The following is a 20,727-nucleotide window of genomic DNA, read 5'->3' as shown; positions in this document are numbered from 1 at the left end:
GGCGCTTTTATTCGGGGGTGGCTGGGTGTGCTGGCGAACAGTATTCGTTGATCGACTGCCGCAAACGCCCTGGCCACCAGGTACCACATGTAAAAAAGGCCAGCGAGACGTCGCTCTCGCGCCCCGCTGGCAGAGGTAAAGCCTTTACCGTGCTATCAGACGCTGATGCACAGGTATTTGATTTCGAGGTAGTCCTCGATACCGTACTTGGAACCTTCGCGACCCAGGCCCGAAGCCTTGATGCCACCGAACGGTGCAACTTCGTTGGAAATCAGGCCGGTGTTGATACCCACCATGCCGTATTCCAGGGCTTCGGCAACACGGAACACACGGCTCATGTCGCGGGCGTAGAAGTACGAAGCCAGGCCGAACTCGGTGTCGTTGGACATGGCGATGACTTCGGCTTCGTCCTGGAAGCGGAACAGTGGCGCCAGTGGGCCGAAGGTCTCTTCCTTGGCGACGGCAGCGGTCTTCGGTACGTCGACCAGGATGGTCGGCTCGAAGAAGTTGCCTTCGATCAGCTTGCCACCGGACAGCACCTTGGCGCCTTTGGAAACGGCATCTTCGATGTGTTCCTGAACCTTGGCGACAGCCTTGCCGTCGATCAGCGGGCCAGTGGTGGTGCCGTCTTCCAGGCCGTTACCGATCTTCAGCTTGGCAACGGCAGCGGCCAGCTTCTGGGCGAACGCGTCGTAAACGCCGTCCTGCACGTAGATACGGTTGGCGCAGACGCAGGTCTGGCCGTTGTTACGGTACTTGGAGATGATCGCGCCCTCGACCGCCTTGTCCAGGTCGGCGTCGTCGAACACGATGAACGGGGCGTTGCCACCCAGCTCCAGGGAAACCTTCTTGATGTCCTTGGCGCATTCCTGCATCAGCTGGCGACCGATTTCGGTCGAGCCGGTGAAGGACAGCTTGCGCACCAGGGAGTTGCCGGTCAGCTCGCCGCCAACTTCGCCGGCGCTGCCGGTAACCACGCTCAGCACGCCAGCCGGGATGCCGGCACGGTGGGCCAGTTCAACCAGGGCCAGGGCGGAGTACGGGGTCTGCGAGGCAGGCTTGAGCACCATGGTGCAGCCAGCGGCCAGGGCCGGGCCGGCTTTACGGGTGATCATGGCGGCCGGGAAGTTCCACGGGGTGATGGCCGCGGTAACGCCGATTGGCTGCTTGATGACGATCAGGCGCTTGTCTGGCTGGTGACCCGGGATGGTGTCGCCGTAGACGCGCTTGGCTTCTTCGGCGAACCACTCGATGAACGAGGCGGCGTAGGCGATTTCGCCCTTGGCTTCAGCCAGCGGCTTGCCTTGCTCGGTGGTCATCAGGCGAGCCAGGTCGTCCTGGTTCTCGATCATCAGTTCGAACCAGCGACGCAGCTTGGTCGAACGCTCCTTGGCGGTCAGGGCACGCCAGGCCGGCAGGGCCTTGTCGGCGGCTTCGATGGCGCGGCGGGTTTCCGCGGTGCCCATCTTCGGCACGGTGCCGATGACTTCGCCGGTGGCCGGGTTGGTCACCTTGATGGTCTGGCCATTGTCCGCATCCAGCCACTCACCATTGATATAGGCTTGCTGGCGGAACAACTGAGCGTCTTTGAGCTGCATGTCGGCTTCCCGAATTGTTGATTGTTGAAAAGCGCCCAAGGCAGGGCATCGAGCGTTTGAAATCTCAAACGAATGCTAAGCGGCTGCTGGGGTGTTGGACAATAGGCTGTTCGAAAAAAAGAACAAATGGTTGAACAGCCGGGCGGAAATTTCACATTTTTGTGTTGTGGCAGCCGGCCCAATCGCCGGCAAGCCAGCTCCCACAGGGACTGCACAGGTGCTGGAATTAGTGGGGTCCCTGTGGGAGCTGGCAGCCGGCGATTGGGCCGGTACAGGTTAGACGAATGAACTGAAAGAAATGTGAAAGGAGGACCGACGGCCCTCCCGGAGGGGATGGCTCAGAACGCCTTGGCCAGATCGATCACCAGTGCACGGTAACCAACAGAGCCTGGCTGCCGGCTGTGCACCTTCAGCTCCACCAGCACCTCCTGGGTCCCGCGCCGCACTTCGTTGAGCACGGTAGTGGTCAGCTTCTCGGGGGTCAGGAAATTCACCGAAGCCGAGTAGATGAACTGGGTGTCGGTCTCGGGCCTGTACGCCACCACCGAGGTCACCGGGCTGTACCACTCGTCGCCGCGCTCCTTGCCGTACTCCCACAGCTGCTCGACCGTGCCCTTGTCCTCATCGATGCGGTACTCGACCGCACGGCTGTAATTACCGGTCAGCTTGGTCGGGGTGAAGTCACGGCCCCAGCCATTGTCAAACACGGTCAACGTGCCCTTGCCCGTCAGCCAGGCGGTGTGCTGGGTCCACGACCAGTCAAAGCCCTCGCTTGCCACCGGCGTAAGGACCTTTTGGCGCAGACGCTCAGGCCAGCCCTGTGGCGAGGCCAGGATCCACTTTACCTGCTTGTCGCGACCAATCTTCACCACGCCCTGGTGACGTGCTGAAACGATGATGCTGTCGTCATCTGCGTCGTAATCGATGGCATTGACATGTGCCCAGTTACGCCCGGTGCCCACCCCCGGGGTGTCGCCAAAGGGCTGGTCGCCCTCGGCAAGTTCGTTGGCCAGCCGTTCGGCCTGCTTCTGCACCCCGTCCGGCAACTGGATCGCCGCCTTGCCCAGGGTCTCCAGCAGATCACCGCGGTAAGGGTCGAGAATCTGGTTCAGGTCCCAGAAGTCCAACACATCCCCCGCCTCGTTGACCTCGATGATGTGGTCGCGAATCGAACGCACACGCTTGCCGTCGGGCCGGCGATAGTCGCTGGTGCCCACCCGTAGCAGATAGGTGCCATTGGCGGTCTCGCGGATTTCATGGGAAAAGTCGGCGAACTTGTCGGGCAGACTGCGCTGCCAGATACGCCGGCCCAGCAGGTCGTACTTGGAATACGTCTGGCCCTGGCCCCAGATCAGCTTGCCGTCGCGGGTCTGCTGGAAGCCCATGGTGCCGCCCAGGCCGTCGCGGCGGTTGGAGTCGTGGATCTGCTCGATATCCAGGTACCAGCGCACATCCCCATTGCTGTCGGCAATCCAGTTGTTACCTACCTGGTCCCATTCCGCCGCGCCGCCCAGGCCGTTCCACTTGAAGGCCCGCCCGCCGGGGATGTCACCCTGCAGGTGGTTGAACAGGTACAGGCGGTTTTCGAAGCCTGGCGTTACCTTGACCGGCTCCACGTGCGGCAATGCGGCGGTCTGCCTGGCCACCACCGGCAAGCGCACGGCCGGTGCGTAGATCTGGTACTGCTCGCGAATGCGCTCGCCGTCGAGTTTGTAGGTCACTTCCACCTGGTTGACATGATCCGGATACAAGCCGAATACCGGGATGCCACCGTAGGTCCACAACGAGCGGTCAGACACCTCGTAGACAATGTCCACGCCGCGCTCGCCACGCCCCAGTACACGCACGTGTGCAGCACTCAGCGCACGCCCACCGTCGCGAATGATGGCCGTCAGCGGCGCCAGCCGGTAAGGGTTGACCACAACATCGCCGAGCAGTGCCTGGTCACGCTCGGGGACCCTGGCGGTCAGGCAGGCGCCTTCAGGCAATGCAGGGGTTTCGGTCTTGGCATTCATGGCATAGTTCCTTGTGCTCAGAAGTCGTAACGGGCAGTGGCACCAACGGTGCGCGGGGTGCCGAGCACGCCGGCATAACCACCGTTGGCCGAGTTCCACAGGCTGGTGAAGTAGGTTTTATCGCCGGCGTTTTTCACCCACAGCGACAGGTCGACCACGCCGTCGCCCTGGTCCAGGCGCACACCGGCGGAGAGGTTGACCAACGCGTAACTGGGGATCTGGCCGAAATCGGAATCGTCGATGGTGCCGACCGCTTTCGAGCGGAAGGCGTAGCTGGCGGTGACGTAGGGCTCGACGTGGTCGGTCGCCCGCCACTTGTACTGGGTGTTGAGGTTGGCGATGTACTTGGAGGCACCGACCACCTGATGACCGGACAAGTCGCAGGTGGCGGTGGCATTGGCCAGGCTCACCTCGGCCGGGCATGGCGCGTCCTTGTATTCGGTGTAGCGCACGTCGTTCCACGAGCCATTGACGTTGACCGTCAGGCCGCGTACCGGCAGCGCCGTGGCTTCGAACTCCAGGCCTCGCGAGCGAACGCTGCCGGCGTTGGCCAGATACTGCACGCGGTTGATCTGGTCGTAGACGTTGGCCTGGTAGCCATGTACCTCGGCCCAGAACAGGTTGGTGTTGAGCTGCAGGCGGTTGTCGAACAGCGCGCTCTTCAAGCCCACTTCGGCGTTGTTGACCCGCTCGGTGCCGACCAGCAGCGAGTCGGTGCCCAAACGTGGCGCGGCGCCGACAGTAAGGTTGATGCCGCCAGATTTTTCGCCGTGGGTAAGCGTGGCATAGCCCAGCAACTGTTCGTTGAAGCGGTAGCTCATGCCCAGCAGGCCCGAGGGGCTGAAGCTGTACTGGTTGAGGTCACCCGAGTCGTAGGCCCCGACCCTGGCCTGACGTGCCGTGGCAGCGGCGCCGGTCACTGCCGTACCACCGACCGGCGAATCGCGTGTCACCCAGGCTCTTTTTTCTTCATAGGTACCGCGAATGCCAGCGGTGAAATCCAGGCGGTCGGTGATGTGCCAGGTACCCTGGGCGAACAGCGCGTAGCTGTCGGTATCGATGTGGCCATTGCCGATGGTATCGACATTGGCCAGGGCGCCGGCCGGGGTCACATTCCAGATATCCGCCTGCGGCCCGTAATAAGTAAAGGACTTGTTGTCCAGGTCCTGCTTGAAGTAGTACGCACCCAGCACGTAGTCGAAGACGCTACCAGTGGGCGAAGCCAGGCGGATTTCTTGTGAGTACTGTTTGTCGCGTACCGAGACTCCGGCGCTGTAGAACACCGGTACGTTCAGGCCGTCGTCGTTGCGCGGGGTAAAGTCCCACCAGCGGTAGGCAGTGATCGAAGTCAGGGTGAAATCATTTGGCAGGGTCCAGTTGGCCTCCACCGAGGTACCGCCCTGAAACACCGTTACCTGTTGGTCGGCGTCGAAATTGACCTTGCGCTCCTTGCCCGACACCAGCGTCGCGCCCGCCTGGGCGGCCAGGCTCTCGTAGCGGTTCACGCCATTGATGGTGGGGCCAGTGCTGTACAGGCTGAGGATGCCGTTGTTGGAGTCTTCTTCGTTGTATTCACCGATCCAGCGCAGGTTGAAGGTTTCGCTGGGTTTGAACAGCAGCTGGGTACGAAAACCCTGGCGCTTGCCACCGTTCAGGTCGTCACCGTTGTGGATGTTCTTCACATAGCCGTCGTCTTCGCTGCGGTAGGCGCTGATGCGCCCGGCCAACGTGTCGCTGATGGGCCCCGAAAAGCTGCCCTGGGTCTGCAGGTAACCGTCTTCGCCAATCGACTGCTGGATGCTGCCCTCGCGGTGGAAGGTGGGCTTGCGCGTGGTGATGTTCAGCACGCCGGCAGTGGTGTTCTTGCCGAACAATGTGCCCTGTGGACCGCGCAGCACTTCCAGCTGCTCCACGTCCAGCAGGTCGAATACCGCCATGCCGGGGCGGCCGAGGTAGACGTTGTCCAGATAGATGCCGACGCTGCCTTCCAGGCCGTCGCTGGCGGGGTTGTTGCCCAGGCCACGGATCGAGATGCTCGACTGACGGGCATGCACGTAGGCGACGTTGGTACTGGGCACCAGTTGCTGTAGGTCCTGCACACGGTAGATGCGCTGGGTTTCAAGGGTTTCGCTGTCCAGCACACTGATCGGCGTGGGCACGCTTTGCGCGGTTTCTTCACGGCGGCGGGCATTGACTGTGACGGTGCCAAGCCTGGCTTCCTGCTCTACGGCAGGTGCAGCGCTGACCGGCTCTTCGGCGTAGCTCCCCGATGATGCTGCCAGCAGCACGCCAGCGGCCAAGGGTTGCAAGGTGAAACGCGACGCGCGCGCAGGCCAACGGGTAAGTCCGGACATGCAAATGCTCCTTGAGGCATGAGCCCTGGCGAGCATTTCCGTTGGCGGAACCGAATCGCATTCAGTTGGGCTTATATTCTTTTAAGAGATATAAATATGTGTAATTCATATTTTGTGGAATAAGTAAGTCCCTTTATAAGGGGACTCATCCTTGTCAGCAATTGCATTTGACCGAAGGTTTCAATGTAGAAAATGCATATCGATCTGCGTCAGTTGCGTCACTACATTGCCTTGGTCGAACACCGCAGCTTCGTTGCCGCGGCGGCCGCGGTTAACCTGTCCCAATCGGCCTTCAGCCGCAGCATCCAGACCTTGGAGCACAACATCGGCTGCCGCCTGGTGGACCGCGCCAGCAAGGAGCTGGCGCCCACCCGCCAGGGCTTGCTGGTGCTCGAGCATTCGCGGCGCCTGGTGCATGGGGCGCATAACCTGGTCAACGAGATCCACCAGTTCAACGGCGCTACCAACGGGCTGGTGCGTTTCGGTTGCGGGCCGGCGCCAGCCGGTGGCCTGGTACCACGGGCGGTGGCCCGCTTCGTGGCGCAATACCCAGCGGCACGTACCTGTTTTCAGGTCGATAACTGGCAGGCACTGAACCGCAAGCTGGTTGCCGAGGAGATCGAGTTCTTCGTCGCTGACACGCGCCAGTTCGAGTCCGACCCGGACTACCAGGTGCACAAGCTGACGCCGCAGCGCTGGCATTTCTGCTGCCGTGCCGGCCACCCGCTGACCGAGCAGGCCGAAGTGCGCGCACGGGATGTGTTCGACTACCCGCTGGCCACCACCTTGCGCCCACCGAACATCCGCAAGATCCTCAGCGACCTGAGCGGGCGGCAAGACTTTCTGCCGTCGGTGGAGTGCGAGCATGGGTATGCGCTGCTGAATGTGGTGATGCATTCGGACACTATCGGCATTGCCTGCAATGCCAACTTGCGGCCGTATCAGCGGGACGGAGGGCTGGTGGCGCTGGAGCTGGCGGACCTGGTGCCAGAGCAGGAAGAATCCTTCTATACCCGCTATGGGGTAGTAAGCCGGGTGGGATATGGCCTGTCGCCGTTGGCTCAGGGGCTGGTCAGGCAACTGATTGCCTGCGATACCGAGGTGTAGCAGGCTGGGGCTTCACCCCCGAATCGCCGGCAAGCCAGCTCCCACACCGACCGCACCGGCTTCAAGCCATGTGCAGTACCTGTGGGCAGGGCTCCCCTTCCAATCGCCGGCAAGCCAGCTCCCACACCGACCGCGCCGGCTTCAAGCCATGTGCAGTACCTGTGGGCAGGGCTCCCCTTCCAATCGCTGGCAAGCCAGCTCTCACAGGGACTGCACATGGCTCGAAGCCGGCGCGGTCGGTGTGGGAGCTGGCTTGCCGGCGATGGGCCGCAGCGCGGCCCCGGCTCCTTCAGCCTTTGCGGATCGTTCGGCTCAACTGCCCATCCACCCCCACCGGCACCTCACCCGCCAATGTCACCCGGCGCACCACCCGCGGCTGGGTGCCGTAATCGTCCACCGCATAATGCTGCGTTGCACGGTTATCCCAGATCGCCACATCCCCCGCCTGCCAGCGCCAGCGCACGGTGTTTTCCAGCCGCGTCACATGCCCCTGCAACACCGCAAACAAGTGCTGCGAATCGGCCAGCGAATAGCCTTTGATGCGCTTCACGAAATGCCCCAGCTGCAGCGCCCGTTCGCCACTGATCGGGTGCACACGTACCACCGGGTGCTCGGTCTCATACACGGTGGAGGTGAACACCTTGCGGTAACGCTCCAGCTTGGTCGGGTCCACGTCAGGCTTGAGGCTGGCGTAGTCGTACTCGTTGCTGTGCACCGCCCACAGCTTGTCGGCCAGCTCGCGCAGCGGCTCGGGCAGCTCCTGATAAGCTGCCGCAGTGTTGGCCCAGACGGTGTCGCCACCAGCGGCCGGCGCTACCACGCTGCGCAGGATGGAGGCCTTGGGGTAGGCATCGACGAAGGTCACGTCGGTGTGCCAGGAGTTGGCCCGCTGGCCTTCGGCGCCATCGAGCTGCAGCAGGTAGCTGGTGCCATCCACCACCGGCACGGTGGGGTGGGCGACGGGCTCGCCGAGCAGCTTGGCGAAGGCTTCCTGGCTGTGGTCATCCAGGTGGGTCTGGCCACGGAAGAAAATCACCTTGTGCGTCACCAGCGCGGCCTGGATGGCATCGAGGGTGGCGGCATCAAGGTCGGCAGACAACTGCACCCCGCGGATCTCGGCGCCGATACGGCCGGCAACCGGGTGAATGTCCAGGGCGAGGGTTTGTGGCACGGTGGCCAGGGCGGCATTACTCATGGTGGTGGTCCTTGCGGTCATTGTCGGGTTGTTCGAGTCAGCGGGCGGCCTGCACGGCCTGTTGGTGTTGCAGGGCGGCGTCGAGGAAACGCGGTTCGATCCAGTCCGCCACCTGGAAGCCACGGCGGATCAGGCGTTCCTTGGCAGCCAGGTCCACACCCTGCTGCAGCTGGCCGACAAATGCGGCGTCCAGGCGTGGATCGAAGTAGTGGGCAAGGTCTTCCCTGGCCAGGTCATCGCTGAGGATGCTGCGCGGCCAGTTGGCATTGCTGGCCACCAGGTCGAGGTAGGCCTCGCGGTTGTGTTCATCGCGCAGCCAGGCGCTGGCCTGCTCCTGGGCGTTGACCAGGCGCTGCACCAGATCGGGGTACTTGCGGATGAAGTCGCCAGTGCCCAGCAGCACGGCCTGGGTACTGCCAGCGCCTTCCAGGTCACGCGAGTTCACCGGCAGCTCCACCAGCCCGCGCTCACGCAGCGACAGCAGGCTGGACAAGCCCCAGGTCGCGTCGACTTGCCTGGCGGCCAGCGCTGCGTTAGCGGCGTTGAAGTCGAGGTTGATCACCTTCAGCTCACGCTCGCTCAGCCCCTGGCTGGCCAGGGCGCTGGCAAACGACAGCTGGTTGGCCGTGCCGCGGAAAACCGCAACGCGCTTGCCCTTCAGGTCATGCAGGGTCTTGATGCCGGAGCCGGGCACCACGCCCAGGTAGCTCTTCACCCCACGCACCCCCGCCGACAGCACCCGGGTGTCCAGGCCATTGGCCTTGCCGACGATTGCGGCCAGGTCGCCGAGGTAGGCGAAGTCGGCCTGGCCGTTGGCCAATGCCTCGTTGACCACCGGCCCGGCACCTTTGAAGAAATGCCAGTCGATGCGGATGCCGTCCTTGGCGAACGCCTTCTCAAGCAGTTGTTGGTCACGCAGCACATCCACCACACCGCCAGCGCTGGGCTTGCTGCCAGCACTGAGGTCGGGCACGGCAATGCGAATGCTCTCTGGCTTGCTCGGCTCCGCCGCTTGGACGCTAAGGGTGAAGGCCAGGCCAAGGGCGGTTATCAGGTGGCGCAACGGGGTTTTCATGGCAAGGCTCCTGGTCAGGCTGCCACCGGCGATGGCCGGCGCTATGGCCAGAAGCTAGGCAAGTCTGGTTAGAACCTACAAAGATCAAAAACTCATTTTTTAGTAACTGGAAGGCATAAATCAGGCGCTATGCGGGCCTGGACGAAGCTTGCGGAATACGCATGGAAAATATGAGGAAAACGCAACGGGTGAGGGCTTCCGTATGCAGAGGGGGCGTGCTCTTATCTCTTGAAGATCGCTTGTCGGATTTTTTAATTCCATAAACGAATAAACTCACAACGCTTCGAGAGATGGCCCATGAATGGAGTTCTCAGCAGGAATCGGCGGTGGCTTCGGGGGACGCTGCGCGGCCCTATCACGACGCAAGGCCGCTCCTACAGGGTCGGTGTGCGTTTGCTGCCGTGGGTTTTGCCTATAGGGATTGCGTTGTTGTGGGCGGTGGCCAGCCGTCAGCACTGGATGAGCGAGCAGATCCTGCCGGCACCAGCGCTGGTATGGCAGAGCGCGGTCGAATTTGGCTCCGGGGAGCTGTGGGGGCACCTGTGGATAAGCCTGCAAAGGTTGTTCTGGGGGCTGGCGGTCGGCATCGGCGGCGGGTTGCTGCTGGGCGTCTGGCTTGGCGCTTCGCGACGGGCGCAGACGCTAGTGCTGCCAACCTTCGTGGCACTGGCACAGATTCCTACCTTGGCCTGGATCCCGCTGTTCATGCTGTTCTTCGGCATCGGCGAGCTGCTCAAGCTAGTGGTACTGGTAAAGGCGGTGGTGGTGCCGGTCACCTTGCACACGCTGGTAGGCGTGCGCGATGCCCAGCCCAAGCTGCGTGAGGCGGCGGCTGCCCTGGGCCTGCCGCGCCACCTGGTGCTGCTGCGGCTATTGCTGCCGGCCGCCCTGCCCGCTTTCCTTACCGGCGTGCGCCTGGCCCTGGCCACTGGCTGGACGTCGCTGCTGGCGGTCGAGCTGCTGGCCTCCAGCGAGGGCATCGGCTACCTGATGGTGTGGGGGCGGCAGCTGTTCATGCTTGACCTGGTGCTGCTGTGCATCCTGGTGATCGGGCTGGTCGGGGCGGTGCTCGAGCGCGGTTTTTCTGTCGTTGAAAAGCGCCTGTTGTTCTGGCCACAAGCAGCTACCGGCGAACAACAGCGCGGGCCGCTGCCACGCGGCTGGCAAAGCCTGTTGCTGCCACTGGCGCTGCTGGCGGTGTGGCAGGCCAGCAGCAGTTCAGGTTGGGTCGACTCGAACATCCTGGCCTCGCCGCTTGATGTGTTGCGCACCCTGCTGGTCGGCCTGGCCGATGGTTCATTGCCAGAGGCGTTGCTGCTAAGCCTGCAGCGCACCCTGACCGGCCTGGCGCTGGGCGGCGGCGCCGGGCTGCTGGCCGGTTTGCTGCTCGGCCTGTCGCAGCCTGCCGAACGCTTCTTCGGGCCAAGCCTGTCGGCCTTGCGCCAGGTGGCACTGTTCGCCTGGGTGCCGCTGCTCACCGCCTGGTTCGGCCTGGGCGAGGGCGCCAAGCATGTGTTCGTCGGCCTGGCGGCGTTCTTCCCCTTGCTGATTGCCACCCAGCGCGGTATCGCCAGCCTTTCGCCTCAACTGGGCGAAGCCGCCAGCACCTTGCGCCTGAACTTGTGGCAACGCCTGCGCCTGCTGGTGCTGCCCGGCGCGGCCCCGGCGATATTCGCCGGCCTGCGCCTGTCGCTGATCTACGCCTGGCTGGGCACCATCGGCGCCGAATACTTCATGCCCTCGGACGGTGGCATCGCCAGCCTGATGATCGGCGCCCAGCAACTGTTCCGCATGGACCAGGTAATGGCCGCCATGCTGCTGATCGGCCTGGTCGGCGCCCTGCTCGGCACCCTTGGACAACGCCTCGAATCGCGCGCCACGCGCTGGAGAACCGCATGAACGCTTTCAATACTTCGCATCTGCACGCGGCCAATCAGCCCGACACCACTCCGCCGCTGGTCAGCTTCGAGGGGGTTGGCAAAGTGTTCAGCGTCGACGGCCAACCGCTCGAGGCGATCCGCAACTTCAACCTGTCGATCAACCAAGGCGAATTCATCGCCATCGTCGGCGCTTCCGGTTGTGGCAAGTCCACCTTGCTGCGCCTGCTGGTGGGGCTGGATACCGACTACAGCGGCAACATCCGCGTCGACGGCCGTGCGGTAAGTGGCATTGGTGGCGAACGCGGCATCGTCTTCCAGGAGCATCGCCTGTTCCCCTGGCTGAGCGTCGAGCAGAACATTGCCCTGGGCCTGGCCAACCAGTCCCTCACTCAGGGCGAGCGCGCCCGGCGGGTGCACGAGTTCGTGCAACTGGTGGGGCTGGCGGGCTTCGAGTCGGCCTACCCGCACCAGTTGTCCGGCGGCATGGCCCAGCGCGTGGCGATCGCCCGCGGCCTTGTGGCCAGCCCGCGCATCCTGCTGCTCGACGAGCCGTTTGGCGCGCTGGATGCGCTGACCCGCCAGCAACTGCAGGATGAACTGCTGGCCATTCGCGACCGGGCTGGCATCACCACGCTGCTGGTCACCCACGACGCCGAAGAAGCCACCTACCTGGCCGACCGGGTGGTGGTGCTGGAGCCACGCCCTGGGCGGATCAAGGCGGTGGTGGAAGTCGACCTGCCGCGCCCACGCCTGCGCACCGGCGTTGCCCTGCACGGCCTGCGCGAAAAAGTGCTGCACCAGATTACCGGCGACGGCGGCTACCTTCCGCAGCCGGCGCGTCGGGTGGAAGGCCTGCGGCCGGAGCTGATCGCCCTTTGACTTGCAACGGGTAAAAACAGCTACGGATCAAGGCGATGGACGCCACCGATACAGATGGGTATCATGCGTGCGCGTTGCACTCGTAGCTCAGCTGGATAGAGTACTGCCCTCCGAAGGCAGGGGTCGTGGGTTCGAATCCCGCCGAGTGCGCCATATCAAAAAAGCCCTGGGAGATCTCCCGGGGCTTTTTCGTTTATTCCGGCTGTACGTCTATCACTTGGCCGCCGCGCCGGTCGCCGTGCAGGGCCATGTACCTGGCCAACTGATCCATACGCTTGCCCAGCGCCTGCAGCAGCCGGTCGCGGGTGCCGTTGACTTCGTTGGCGTTGAAGATACCGGGCTCTTTCAGGTAAAGCTGGAATTGCTGGTTGATCCCCTTGGGCGACAAGGTCACGTAGTTCTGCCCGGCATTGTGGTTGTACAGCGCCACCATCTGGCCCATGTCCTGGTTGGCGTTGCGCAGAAACGCCATGCTCACGTGCTGCCCTGGGCGAATGCGGACATCGTTGTTGTTCAGCTGGAAGCACGCCTCGGTGCCGTTTTCCAGGCGCACCCAGAACTCATGCTCCTGAACGTTGCGGGCGCTGACCTGCAGGGTGGATGAACTGCCAGCGATGGTCCCGGTACCCTTCCAGAGGGTGCCGCCGCCTGCCTGGTGCGAGTGATAGGCATCCATGTGCGTCTGGTTGCGCTTCTCGCTTTCGAGCACTTCGCCATTGCGCACGAAGAACATCAGCTGCCGCTCGAAGTGGTTGAATGGCTCTTCGATGAAGTTGACGTCTTCCGGCGTGAGGGTGACGTCGTACATGGTGCGGATCATTTCTGCGCGCGCGGCTTTGTCTTGCCTGGCCTGCTCCTGCAGCTTGGCACGGCGCTGCCGCGCATCGTCGATGGCCTTCAAGGCCTGGGCCTTGAGCACCGGGGTTTTCTCTTGTGCGTAGCCCGCGGCCTTGTCACTGGCTTCCTTGATGATGGGCGCGGCTTTCTGCCCTGCCTCCACCGCCAGGTCGCGGGCCTTCTCCAACGCCTGGGCGGCCTTGGCGGCCAGCTCCGGGTTGGCATCATAGGCCTTCTTCTTCAGGTCATCCCAAAGGCTCATGCTCTTCGTGCTCCATTCGTCGATGATGAGGTGCCGATGCCGGTGATCGGATCGCGGAGTGTAACCGGATAATTCTTGCTTTGACGCCAAAATGCAGCCATATGAATTGACGAAAAAAGCACTTTGCCATTAGTGTTGCTCGGTTTTTCGGTATTAATTAAGGGATACCGAATGGATTCGGCTAATAGACTAGGTAGGTCTACAAGGATGCGCGGAGTATTACTACGCAGCGGCAGAAGTGAGCACTTCACCGCATTGGGCGAGACCGGCCAGCCCGTCTATCGCGCGGCTTTGCAGATTCGCGAAGCGATTCGCCGCAAGTATCCGGACCATCCGGAGCTGATCGAGCACCTGGCCATTCCCCAGAGCGACGAGCTGGGCAACACCATCGACTGGTACAGCGACCGCCCGGGCGATGTGATCCCCTGGAGCAGTGCCACCGAGGAAGAGCGCGCGCCAGCACGGGTGCAGCTTGAAATGCTGCAGAGCAAGATCAACGCACTCAGCAACACCTTGCTCGGCCTGGACGCCAATGGCCAACCCTCGGCAACGGCCAGAAAGGCTGCCGAGGGCGACAATGCCGTGTTCGGCAAGCTGCTCACCTGTGTGGTGCCGTTCCCTGACGAGAATTTTGTCTACCTGGTCGACGGCCGGCCGGTACTGACCTTCTGGGGCTTTATCCATGCCGGCGCCGAGCGCAGCCGGCAGCCCCTGCATTGCCTGTATCCACGCACAGCCCCCATCCCCGAGCCTGTCGCCGCGCCGCTGGCGCCGCCCGTTGCACCGGTCGCACCGGCAGCAGCGGCACTACCAGCCGCTGCCGTCGCTCGCCTGCCGTGGTGGCGCAACTGGCGCTGGCTGCTGCCGTTCCTGCTGTTGTTGGCGCTACTGCTCCTGCTGCTGTTCGGGCTGCGCGGTTGCATCCCCGGGGTCAATCTACCGGGCATTGGCATACCGGACCTTGGCCGCGATACCGCTGTCGGCAACAGCGACCTCTCCAGGGCGCCAAGCGGTGCGTCGAACCTTGTCGACGTGCCGAACGGCCAGGCCGGTGTGCCTGTGGCAGGTGAGCTGACGCCTGAAGGTGGCGCTACCGCCCTGCCGACGGATCAGCCCGAAGCCGGCAATGGCACGCCACCAGGTGGCAACGAAACGCCCGCCCAGGATGCTGCCGCTCAAGCCCCACCAGAAGGCACGCCGGAACCAGCGGCTGAGCAACAGCCAGCGCCGGAGCCGACGGCCGACACGCCACCACCCGGCGCTCCCGAAGATTCGCCGCCTGGGCACACACCACCCGCCCCGCCGCAGCTCCCCGAAGAGCAAGGGAAAGCCAGCACTCAACCAGCACTGCCAGACCAGCTGAGCATTCCCCCGGATGCAGCCGACGGCAACGCGGACTTCCTCAATGGCAACTGGGCCGGGGCCGGTATTCAGGAGGCAGGTACCGGCAAGCCGCTGCGCCTGAAATACGACTTCCAGAATGGCAAGGGCCAGGCCACGGTCAGCCGCTCGGACGGCGTGCGTTGCCAGGCGCCCGTGTCGGCGGCCATGCAGGGCGGCCAGTTGTCGATCAACAGTGCAGGCCAGGCTGCCTGTGCTGACGGCAGCAGCTACGACCTGCCCCAAGTCGATTGCAAACCCAACGCCACTGGCGCGGCCGACTGCAACGCCAACTACGGCGCCGAAGGCTTCCCGATGCAAATGAAAAAAGCCGGCTAATCACACGAGAAACGCAGAAGATGCTGCCCGAAATCACCCAGTTCGAAGAAACGGTCACGCTGGTCAGCGATACCGGAATTCAATTCATGGATTTCGCCCTGCGTCTCGGCCCGGATGGCGAGCAGACCGGCAAATTCGTCCAGCTCAACAACGGCATGGTGCCGACGCGCCTGCTGTGGTCCAAGGAATACAAGGACTTCTACGAGCCCGAGCCGGACAAAGTGGTGCAGGTCGAGTTCGACACCAGCGAAGAGAGCCACTTCCGCCTGCCGATGGAAGACAGCCTCAAATTGCTGAACGGGGTGTGGTTGCCCATCCCGTTCCTGCGTTTCACGCCGCCCTATCGCTTTGACGAGGGCCCGAACAACTGGGCGCGCATGCGCCTGGTCAAGCTCGCCGAGCCCGATGTGGACGGCAATACCCACCGCCTTACCCTGGGCTTCGACAGCCGCACCATGGCGCAGGTTGCCGGTGCACCGTACCTGGCCCCCAACGAAGACGACGTGCGCTCCGGCGTGGCCTTCAAGCTGGCGTGCAGTGCCCGTGAATATGGCTGGTTCCTGACCCACACCTGGATCCGCGACTGGCTCACCGAGGTGTACACCGAGGCCCGTTCGGAATGGACGCGCGAACGCCTGGACCGTGACCTGCAGGGTAACCGCCACCTGGGCCACTACCTGAACCTGCTAAGCCTGTTGCGCCGCCCGGTGCCGGCCGAGCAGAGCAGCGAAAAACCAAAGGTCGAGATCCCGGAACTCAAGGTGATTGCCAACGCGGCCAATGGCATCGTCAAGCCGATCCCGGTGGACCTGGTGCTGGACGTGGGCAACTCGCGCACCTGCGGCATCCTTATCGAGGACCATGGCCAGGCGGGTTCGGGCATGCGTCACAACTACGTGCTGGCCCTGCGCGACCTCAGCGAGCCGGAAAAGGTCTACAACCAGGCCTTCGAGAGCCGCGTCGAGTTCACCCACGCCGCCTTCGGCAAGGACCACCTGTCGATCAAGAGCGGCCGGCACAACGCCTTCCAGTGGCCGACCATCGCCCGGGTTGGCGGCGAAGCCGGCCGCCTGGCCAGCCGCAACCGCGGCACCGAGGGCTCGACCGGCCTTTCCAGCCCGAAACGCTATCTGTGGGATGAGAAGGCCTACGGCCACGGCTGGCGCTTCAACACCGCCTACGTGAAGACCGACAAGGAGCCGATGGCGGTTGCCGCGCCATTCGCCAACCTGATCAACGACCGTGGCCAGCCGCTGTACCTCAAGCCCTTCGACATGCCGGTATTCAGCCCGCGTTATTCGCGCAGCAGCCTGATGACCTTCATGCTGGCCGAGGTGGTAACCCAGGCGCTGAGCCAGATCAACAGCCCGGCCCAGCGCTCGCGCCAGGGCCATGCGCGGGTACCGCGCCAGCTCAACAGCATCACCCTGACCGTGCCACCGGGCATGCCCCAGGCAGAACGCAGCCTGCTCAGCAACCGCCTGTACGAAGCCATCGGCCTGGTCTGGAAGAGCCTGGGCTGGCATCAGGACGAGAGCAACCCGTTCAAGGGCAAGGACGTCAACACCCGCACACCGTTCCCCAGCGTGCGCGTGGAGTGGGACGAAGCCAGCTGCGGCCAGCTGGTCTACCTGTACAACGAGGTCAACGAAAACTTTGCCGGCCACCCGGAAGAATTCTTCGTCGCCCTGGCGCGCCCCGACAAACAGGAACACGAACAGATCACCCTGGCCACCATCGATATCGGCGGCGGTACCACCGACCTGGTAATCACCGATTACCGGCTGGACCGGGGCGCAGGTGGCGGTGCCGGGGCCAACGTGCACATCGTGCCCACCCAGCGCTTCCGCGATGGCTTCAAGATTGCCGGCGATGACATCCTGCTGGACATGATCCAGGAGTTCATCCTGCCGTCCTTCGCCGCTGCCCTGCGCACGGCCGGCGTACCGGCCCCCGATGCACTGATGTCGCGCCTGTGTGGCAATGGCGACGCCACCGCCCAGGAGCGCCTGCTGCGCCAGCAACTGAACCTGCAAGTGTTCGTGCCACTGGGCCTGGCCCTGCTCAAGGCCTATGAGCAGTTCGACCCGGCGCAGCCGCAAGTTGCGCAGGAGCAGACCTGGCAACAGGTACTGGGCGAGGCCACGGTCAGCGACAGCGTGCTGGCCTTCGTCAACGCCGCCGTGCGCCGCGAGGTCGGCCGCGATGGTGCCCTCGACCTGCTGCAGACGCCCATCAGCTTCGACCTCGAGCAGGTCCACGCCGCCTTCATGGGTGGCCAGATCAACATCACCAAAGTGCTCGGCGAACTGTGCGAGGTGGTGTTCAACTATCCCTGCGACATGCTTCTGCTGACCGGCCGCCCTTCGCGCCTGCCCGGCATCCAGGCGTTCATCCGCCAGCGCCTGCCGCTGCCGCCGGGGCGCATCCTGCCGATGCAGAACTACCGCACCGGTGGCTGGTACCCGTTCCACCGCAATGGCCTGATCGACGACCCGAAAAGCACCGCCTCGGTGGGCGCGATGATCTGCCTGCTGTGTTCCAAGCACAGCGTGCCGAACTTCTACTTCCGCACGGCCGCGCTCAAGCCCTACTCGGTGATCAAGCACTTCGGCCAGATCGACAACGCCGGCACCATCAAGCGCGCCGACGTGCTCTACCACGACCTCAAGTCCGACAAGGGGCTGATCGAGCTGCCGATCGTCGGCGAGGGTGAGGAGCGCGGCACGCCCTGGCTGGAAATGCGCGGCGACATGCACCTGGGCTACCGCCAGCTGGCCGCCGAGCGGTGGTCGGCCTCACCGCTGTACACCCTGCGCTTCACCCCCTCGGGCAGCGCGGCGTTTTCCCGCGCGGCGGGCAAGAACGGCGAAGCCCCGGTACTGCGCATTCGCCTGGAGATCGAGCAGTTCGATCAGGAAGAACGCGAGCAGGGGCTGATCAGCGACAAGCTGGTCATCCAGAAGCTGGAATCGAACATCCAGGATGCCGACTTCGACTTCGACCGGGATCTTGAACTCTCACTCAACACCATGCCGACCATGAGTTTGAGTGACAGCGACTATTGGCTCGACAGCGGGAACGTCAAAGGAAAATGAGCGACCTTACGCCAAAGCAACAGCAGTTGATGGGTGCCTGGGGCGCCATTCACAAAGGCGCCGGCGAGGCCCTGGAATGGATCGAGCAGGTGCGTGGCAACGCCGCCAGCGTCGAGGCCGAGGCCGATGGCCTTGGCCTGCGCCTGAGGCGCGCGCGCAACCGGGCGAAGAACCTCCAGCGCAGCGCCAGCAGCCCAATGGCCGTAGGTTTTTTTGGCCTCTCGCAGGCGGGTAAGTCGTACCTGATTTCGGCGTTGGCATCCGATGCCAATGGCAAGCTGGAGAGCAATTTCGGTGGCCAGGTTCTGGACTTCATCCAGCATGTAAACCCGCCAGGCGGTGGCGGCGAGGCCACTGGCCTGGTCACGCGGTTCAGCCACAAATCCACGCCAAGCCAGGACGCCAGCTATCCCGTCGAGCTGAAGCTGTTCAGCGAAATCGAAGTCGCGAAAATCCTCTGCAATGCGTGGTTCGAGGACTTCGACCATGAACGGATGGATTACAGCTTTACCGAGCAACGGATCCAGGCCGCGCTCAATGACTTCGAAGGCCAGGAAAAAAACCAGGCGCAAGCCGGGGTAAGCAGCGATGACGTGGTCGCGCTGTGGGACTACCTGAGAAGCAACTATGAGAAGTCCACCCGCCTTCTGGATGAACACTACTGGCCACGCGCAGTAAAGCTGGCGCCACGCCTTGCCCCCCGCGAGCGGGCAAAGTTGTTCTCGGTGCTGTGGGGTGGGCAGGCGCCCATTACCGACCTTTACAGTGTGTTGGCAGGGGCGCTGCAGCGGTTGGGCCATGCACAAACGGTTTATGCACCCGTCAGCGTGTTCAAGCAGGATACCGACAGCGTTACGGCGTCGCCCTGCAACATCATGAGCGTGGACGTGCTCAGCCGCCTGGACACTGGGCGTGATCAGCAACTTCAGGTCCGGCCCAGCCTGGATGGCAAGCTGCAGGCCAGCGTCGGCATCAGCATCGCCCAGTTGGCCACGCTGGCAGTCGAGGTGAACTTCAGCCTGCTGAACAGGCCGACGGCCTCGGTTGCGCAGGACGTCGACATTCTCGACTTCCCCGGCTACCGCACGCGCAACAAATACCTGTCGGTTGACGAAGCGGCAGTAAAAGAGTCCACCGATGAGGTTTATCCGTACTGGAACCTGATCCTGCGCGGCAAGGTTGCCTATCTCTTCGAGCGCTACAGCGAAGCTCAGGAAATGAATGCCCTGGTGGTGTGCACCAGCACCATGAAGCAGAGCGACGTGATCAGCGTCGCCCCGGTACTGACCCGCTGGATCCACAATACCCAGGGCGCCACGCCGAAAGAGCGGGGCCAACGCGCGCCAGGGCTGATCTGGGCCCTTACCATGTGCGACGGGTGGATCAACAGCACCCTCGGCAAGGAAGACACGCACCTGATCCAAGCCGCCGAGCGGCTGATGAAAATCACCATCGTCGAGCGCTTCGGCAGCCAGGAATGGATGAAGGAGTGGTCGGTCGGCAAGCCATTCGACAATACCTACATGGTGCGCAAGCCACGCCTGAAAGAAACCGCGTTCATCGAACGTGACGCGCAGGGCCAGGAGCACCGGTTGATCGAGAGCTACGCCGGGGATATTCAACGGCTCAGGCAATACGTGGTCGACTTCCCCACTGCCAACCGCCATGTGGCGGATACCGGTGCCGCGTTCGATGCCATGATGACGCTGAACGATGGCGGTATCAGCCGTTTCAGCACCAGCTTCGCGTCGATCAATGACCTGGACTTCAAGCTGGCGCGTATCGAAGAGCAGCTGGAACAGTGCCGCGTCGACCTGCTTGAACACGGGCTGAACACCTGGCGCGAAGAAGACTTCGAACAGCTGCTGAACAAGAAACGTGAAAAAACCCAGTACCTGCTCGACAACCTGGGTGCCGACCCGGACGCAATCAGCGAGCTGATCCATGCCTTGCAGGTACCTGTCGAGCAGCTGCGCGAGCTTTACCTGGGCGGTGTGTACGACATCGACGGCATTGACGGCGAGGCCGCCGACGAGCCGGAACAGGCTGCCAAGGCCCCGGCCAACAAAGCCCCGGCCATCAGCTTCGGCAACCTGTTCGCCAACAACCCGTCCGCAGCACCGGCACCGGCGCCCAAGCCCCTGGCCAAGCGCCTGACCTCGGAGCAGCGCTTTGTTCGCGCGGCGCTGAAGGCGTGGATCAAGCACATGCGCGACCTGGGCACGCAACCCGCGCGCCTGGCCAACCTGCGCCTCAGCCGTGAAGTGGTCGAAGCCCTGGTCGAAGAGCTGGTCAGCGCGGTACGCCGGCCGCTGTTCATCGAGCAGCTGGACGCCGCCGTCATGCGCCGGGTGCTCAACGGCATGCGCCGCGACCAGATGGTGCAGCGCCAGGTACTGACCGTGCAGCTGGCCATGCGCGACTTCCTGTCCTGGTTCGGTCTGCTGGAAAAGCCTGCCGGTGAGCGCCCCAACAGCCTGCTGGGCTCGCGCGAACCGGTGTTCGACTTCTACCACAGCGTGCCCCAGGGCGAGCTGCCGGTGCTGCCGGAGCAGCCACCGCACCATGAACAACGCTTCCTGGTCGACTGGCTGTCGGGCCTGGCCTGGCTGACCCAGGAAAACGCCAAAAGTGGCGCCGACCCGGAAATCACCACCGAGCAGCGCCGCCAGTTGGCGGTGTTGCTGAACACCTTTCAAGCGAGTTGA

The 20,727-nt window shown here is 63.4% G+C and carries 12 protein-coding genes and 1 tRNA gene; 7 read left to right on the top strand and 6 right to left on the bottom strand.

Going from position 1 to position 20,727, the window contains the following annotated elements; translation table 11 throughout:
- Positions 1 to 155 precede the first annotated feature (155 nt).
- The 3 genes from gabD to AC5O5R_RS00955 all read right to left on the bottom strand — a co-directional run bounded on the left by gabD (position 156) and on the right by AC5O5R_RS00955 (position 5,967).
- The gene (gene gabD, locus AC5O5R_RS00965; protein WP_172225001.1) at positions 156 to 1,598 is read right to left on the bottom strand and encodes an NADP-dependent succinate-semialdehyde dehydrogenase; all 1,443 of its coding nucleotides are present in this window, start codon (positions 1,596 to 1,598) and stop codon (positions 156 to 158) included.
- 338 nt (positions 1,599 to 1,936) lie between these two features.
- Positions 1,937 to 3,613 carry an aryl-sulfate sulfotransferase gene (locus tag AC5O5R_RS00960; protein ID WP_494514904.1) on the bottom strand — a complete coding sequence of 559 codons (1,677 nt, stop codon included), beginning with the start codon at positions 3,611 to 3,613 and terminating at the stop codon, positions 1,937 to 1,939.
- A 17-nt stretch (positions 3,614 to 3,630) separates the two neighbouring features.
- On the bottom strand, positions 3,631 to 5,967 hold the full coding sequence (locus tag AC5O5R_RS00955; protein WP_494514903.1) for a TonB-dependent receptor: 2,337 nt from the start codon (positions 5,965 to 5,967) through the stop codon (positions 3,631 to 3,633).
- A 192-nt stretch (positions 5,968 to 6,159) separates the two neighbouring features.
- On the opposite strand from AC5O5R_RS00955, the gene AC5O5R_RS00950 reads away from it, so the two are divergent.
- Positions 6,160 to 7,074 carry a LysR family transcriptional regulator gene (locus AC5O5R_RS00950; protein ID WP_172230811.1) on the top strand — a complete coding sequence of 305 codons (915 nt, stop codon included), beginning with the start codon at positions 6,160 to 6,162 and terminating at the stop codon, positions 7,072 to 7,074.
- Between the two features lie 289 nt (positions 7,075 to 7,363).
- Here the strand turns inward: AC5O5R_RS00950 and AC5O5R_RS00945 are convergent, their stop codons facing one another.
- Together AC5O5R_RS00945 and AC5O5R_RS00940 are read right to left on the bottom strand one after the other, a co-directional pair.
- Positions 7,364 to 8,269, bottom strand: a complete 906-nt coding sequence (locus AC5O5R_RS00945; RefSeq protein WP_172225944.1) for a TauD/TfdA dioxygenase family protein — start codon at positions 8,267 to 8,269, stop codon at positions 7,364 to 7,366.
- A 37-nt stretch (positions 8,270 to 8,306) separates the two neighbouring features.
- A complete protein-coding gene (locus tag AC5O5R_RS00940) occupies positions 8,307 to 9,344 on the bottom strand; it encodes an ABC transporter substrate-binding protein (RefSeq protein WP_494511926.1) in 1,038 nt (345 codons plus the stop codon).
- Positions 9,345 to 9,641: 297 nt separating this feature from the next.
- Between AC5O5R_RS00940 and AC5O5R_RS00935 the strand changes: the two genes are divergently transcribed.
- The 3 genes from AC5O5R_RS00935 (at position 9,642) to AC5O5R_RS00925 (ending at position 12,256) form a co-directional block, all read left to right on the top strand.
- Positions 9,642 to 11,243 carry an ABC transporter permease gene (locus AC5O5R_RS00935; RefSeq protein ID WP_256678480.1) on the top strand — a complete coding sequence of 534 codons (1,602 nt, stop codon included), beginning with the start codon at positions 9,642 to 9,644 and terminating at the stop codon, positions 11,241 to 11,243.
- Positions 11,240 to 12,103 (top strand): ABC transporter ATP-binding protein, encoded by an 864-nt coding sequence (locus tag AC5O5R_RS00930; protein WP_494514902.1) that lies wholly within the window; start codon positions 11,240 to 11,242, stop codon positions 12,101 to 12,103. The genes AC5O5R_RS00935 and AC5O5R_RS00930 overlap by 4 nt, the downstream gene beginning before the upstream one ends.
- Positions 12,104 to 12,179: 76 nt before the next feature.
- Positions 12,180 to 12,256 (top strand) — tRNA-Arg (locus tag AC5O5R_RS00925).
- 40 nt (positions 12,257 to 12,296) lie between these two features.
- Here the strand turns inward: AC5O5R_RS00925 and AC5O5R_RS00920 are convergent.
- Positions 12,297 to 13,202 carry an ATP synthase subunit B family protein gene (locus AC5O5R_RS00920; RefSeq protein ID WP_172225935.1) on the bottom strand — a complete coding sequence of 302 codons (906 nt, stop codon included), beginning with the start codon at positions 13,200 to 13,202 and terminating at the stop codon, positions 12,297 to 12,299.
- Between the two features lie 207 nt (positions 13,203 to 13,409).
- Between AC5O5R_RS00920 and AC5O5R_RS00915 the strand changes: the two genes are divergently transcribed.
- Genes AC5O5R_RS00915 through AC5O5R_RS00905 form a run of 3 tightly spaced genes read left to right on the top strand, consistent with a single transcriptional unit; the run spans position 13,410 to position 20,727 of the window.
- The gene (locus tag AC5O5R_RS00915) at positions 13,410 to 14,921 is read left to right on the top strand and encodes an SrfA family protein (protein WP_494514901.1); all 1,512 of its coding nucleotides are present in this window, start codon (positions 13,410 to 13,412) and stop codon (positions 14,919 to 14,921) included.
- Between the two features lie 20 nt (positions 14,922 to 14,941).
- On the top strand, positions 14,942 to 18,019 hold the full coding sequence (locus AC5O5R_RS00910) for a virulence factor SrfB (protein WP_172225929.1): 3,078 nt from the start codon (positions 14,942 to 14,944) through the stop codon (positions 18,017 to 18,019).
- Positions 18,016 to 20,727 (top strand): virulence factor SrfC family protein, encoded by a 2,712-nt coding sequence (locus tag AC5O5R_RS00905; protein WP_494514900.1) that lies wholly within the window; start codon positions 18,016 to 18,018, stop codon positions 20,725 to 20,727. The genes AC5O5R_RS00910 and AC5O5R_RS00905 overlap by 4 nt, the downstream gene beginning before the upstream one ends.

It is taken from the genome of Pseudomonas sp. 8_5_2 (genome assembly GCF_059295255.1).
The sequence above is the reverse complement of the archived record's forward strand: the minus strand, read 5'-3'. Positions and strand labels throughout refer to the sequence as shown.

What these genes read in the sequence shown, in the direction of transcription:
- gabD (WP_172225001.1), bottom strand. Translation starts at nt 1,598, where the DNA reads ATGCAGCTCAAAGACGCTCAGTTGTTCCGCCAGCAAGCCTATATCAAT.
- AC5O5R_RS00960 (WP_494514904.1), bottom strand. Translation starts at nt 3,613, where the DNA reads ATGAATGCCAAGACCGAAACCCCTGCATTGCCTGAAGGCGCCTGCCTG.
- AC5O5R_RS00955 (WP_494514903.1), bottom strand. Translation starts at nt 5,967, where the DNA reads ATGTCCGGACTTACCCGTTGGCCTGCGCGCGCGTCGCGTTTCACCTTG.
- AC5O5R_RS00950 (WP_172230811.1), top strand. Translation starts at nt 6,160, where the DNA reads ATGCATATCGATCTGCGTCAGTTGCGTCACTACATTGCCTTGGTCGAA.
- AC5O5R_RS00945 (WP_172225944.1), bottom strand. Translation starts at nt 8,269, where the DNA reads ATGAGTAATGCCGCCCTGGCCACCGTGCCACAAACCCTCGCCCTGGAC.
- AC5O5R_RS00940 (WP_494511926.1), bottom strand. Translation starts at nt 9,344, where the DNA reads ATGAAAACCCCGTTGCGCCACCTGATAACCGCCCTTGGCCTGGCCTTC.
- AC5O5R_RS00935 (WP_256678480.1), top strand. Translation starts at nt 9,642, where the DNA reads ATGAATGGAGTTCTCAGCAGGAATCGGCGGTGGCTTCGGGGGACGCTG.
- AC5O5R_RS00930 (WP_494514902.1), top strand. Translation starts at nt 11,240, where the DNA reads ATGAACGCTTTCAATACTTCGCATCTGCACGCGGCCAATCAGCCCGAC.
- AC5O5R_RS00920 (WP_172225935.1), bottom strand. Translation starts at nt 13,202, where the DNA reads ATGAGCCTTTGGGATGACCTGAAGAAGAAGGCCTATGATGCCAACCCG.
- AC5O5R_RS00915 (WP_494514901.1), top strand. Translation starts at nt 13,410, where the DNA reads ATGCGCGGAGTATTACTACGCAGCGGCAGAAGTGAGCACTTCACCGCA.
- AC5O5R_RS00910 (WP_172225929.1), top strand. Translation starts at nt 14,942, where the DNA reads ATGCTGCCCGAAATCACCCAGTTCGAAGAAACGGTCACGCTGGTCAGC.
- AC5O5R_RS00905 (WP_494514900.1), top strand. Translation starts at nt 18,016, where the DNA reads ATGAGCGACCTTACGCCAAAGCAACAGCAGTTGATGGGTGCCTGGGGC.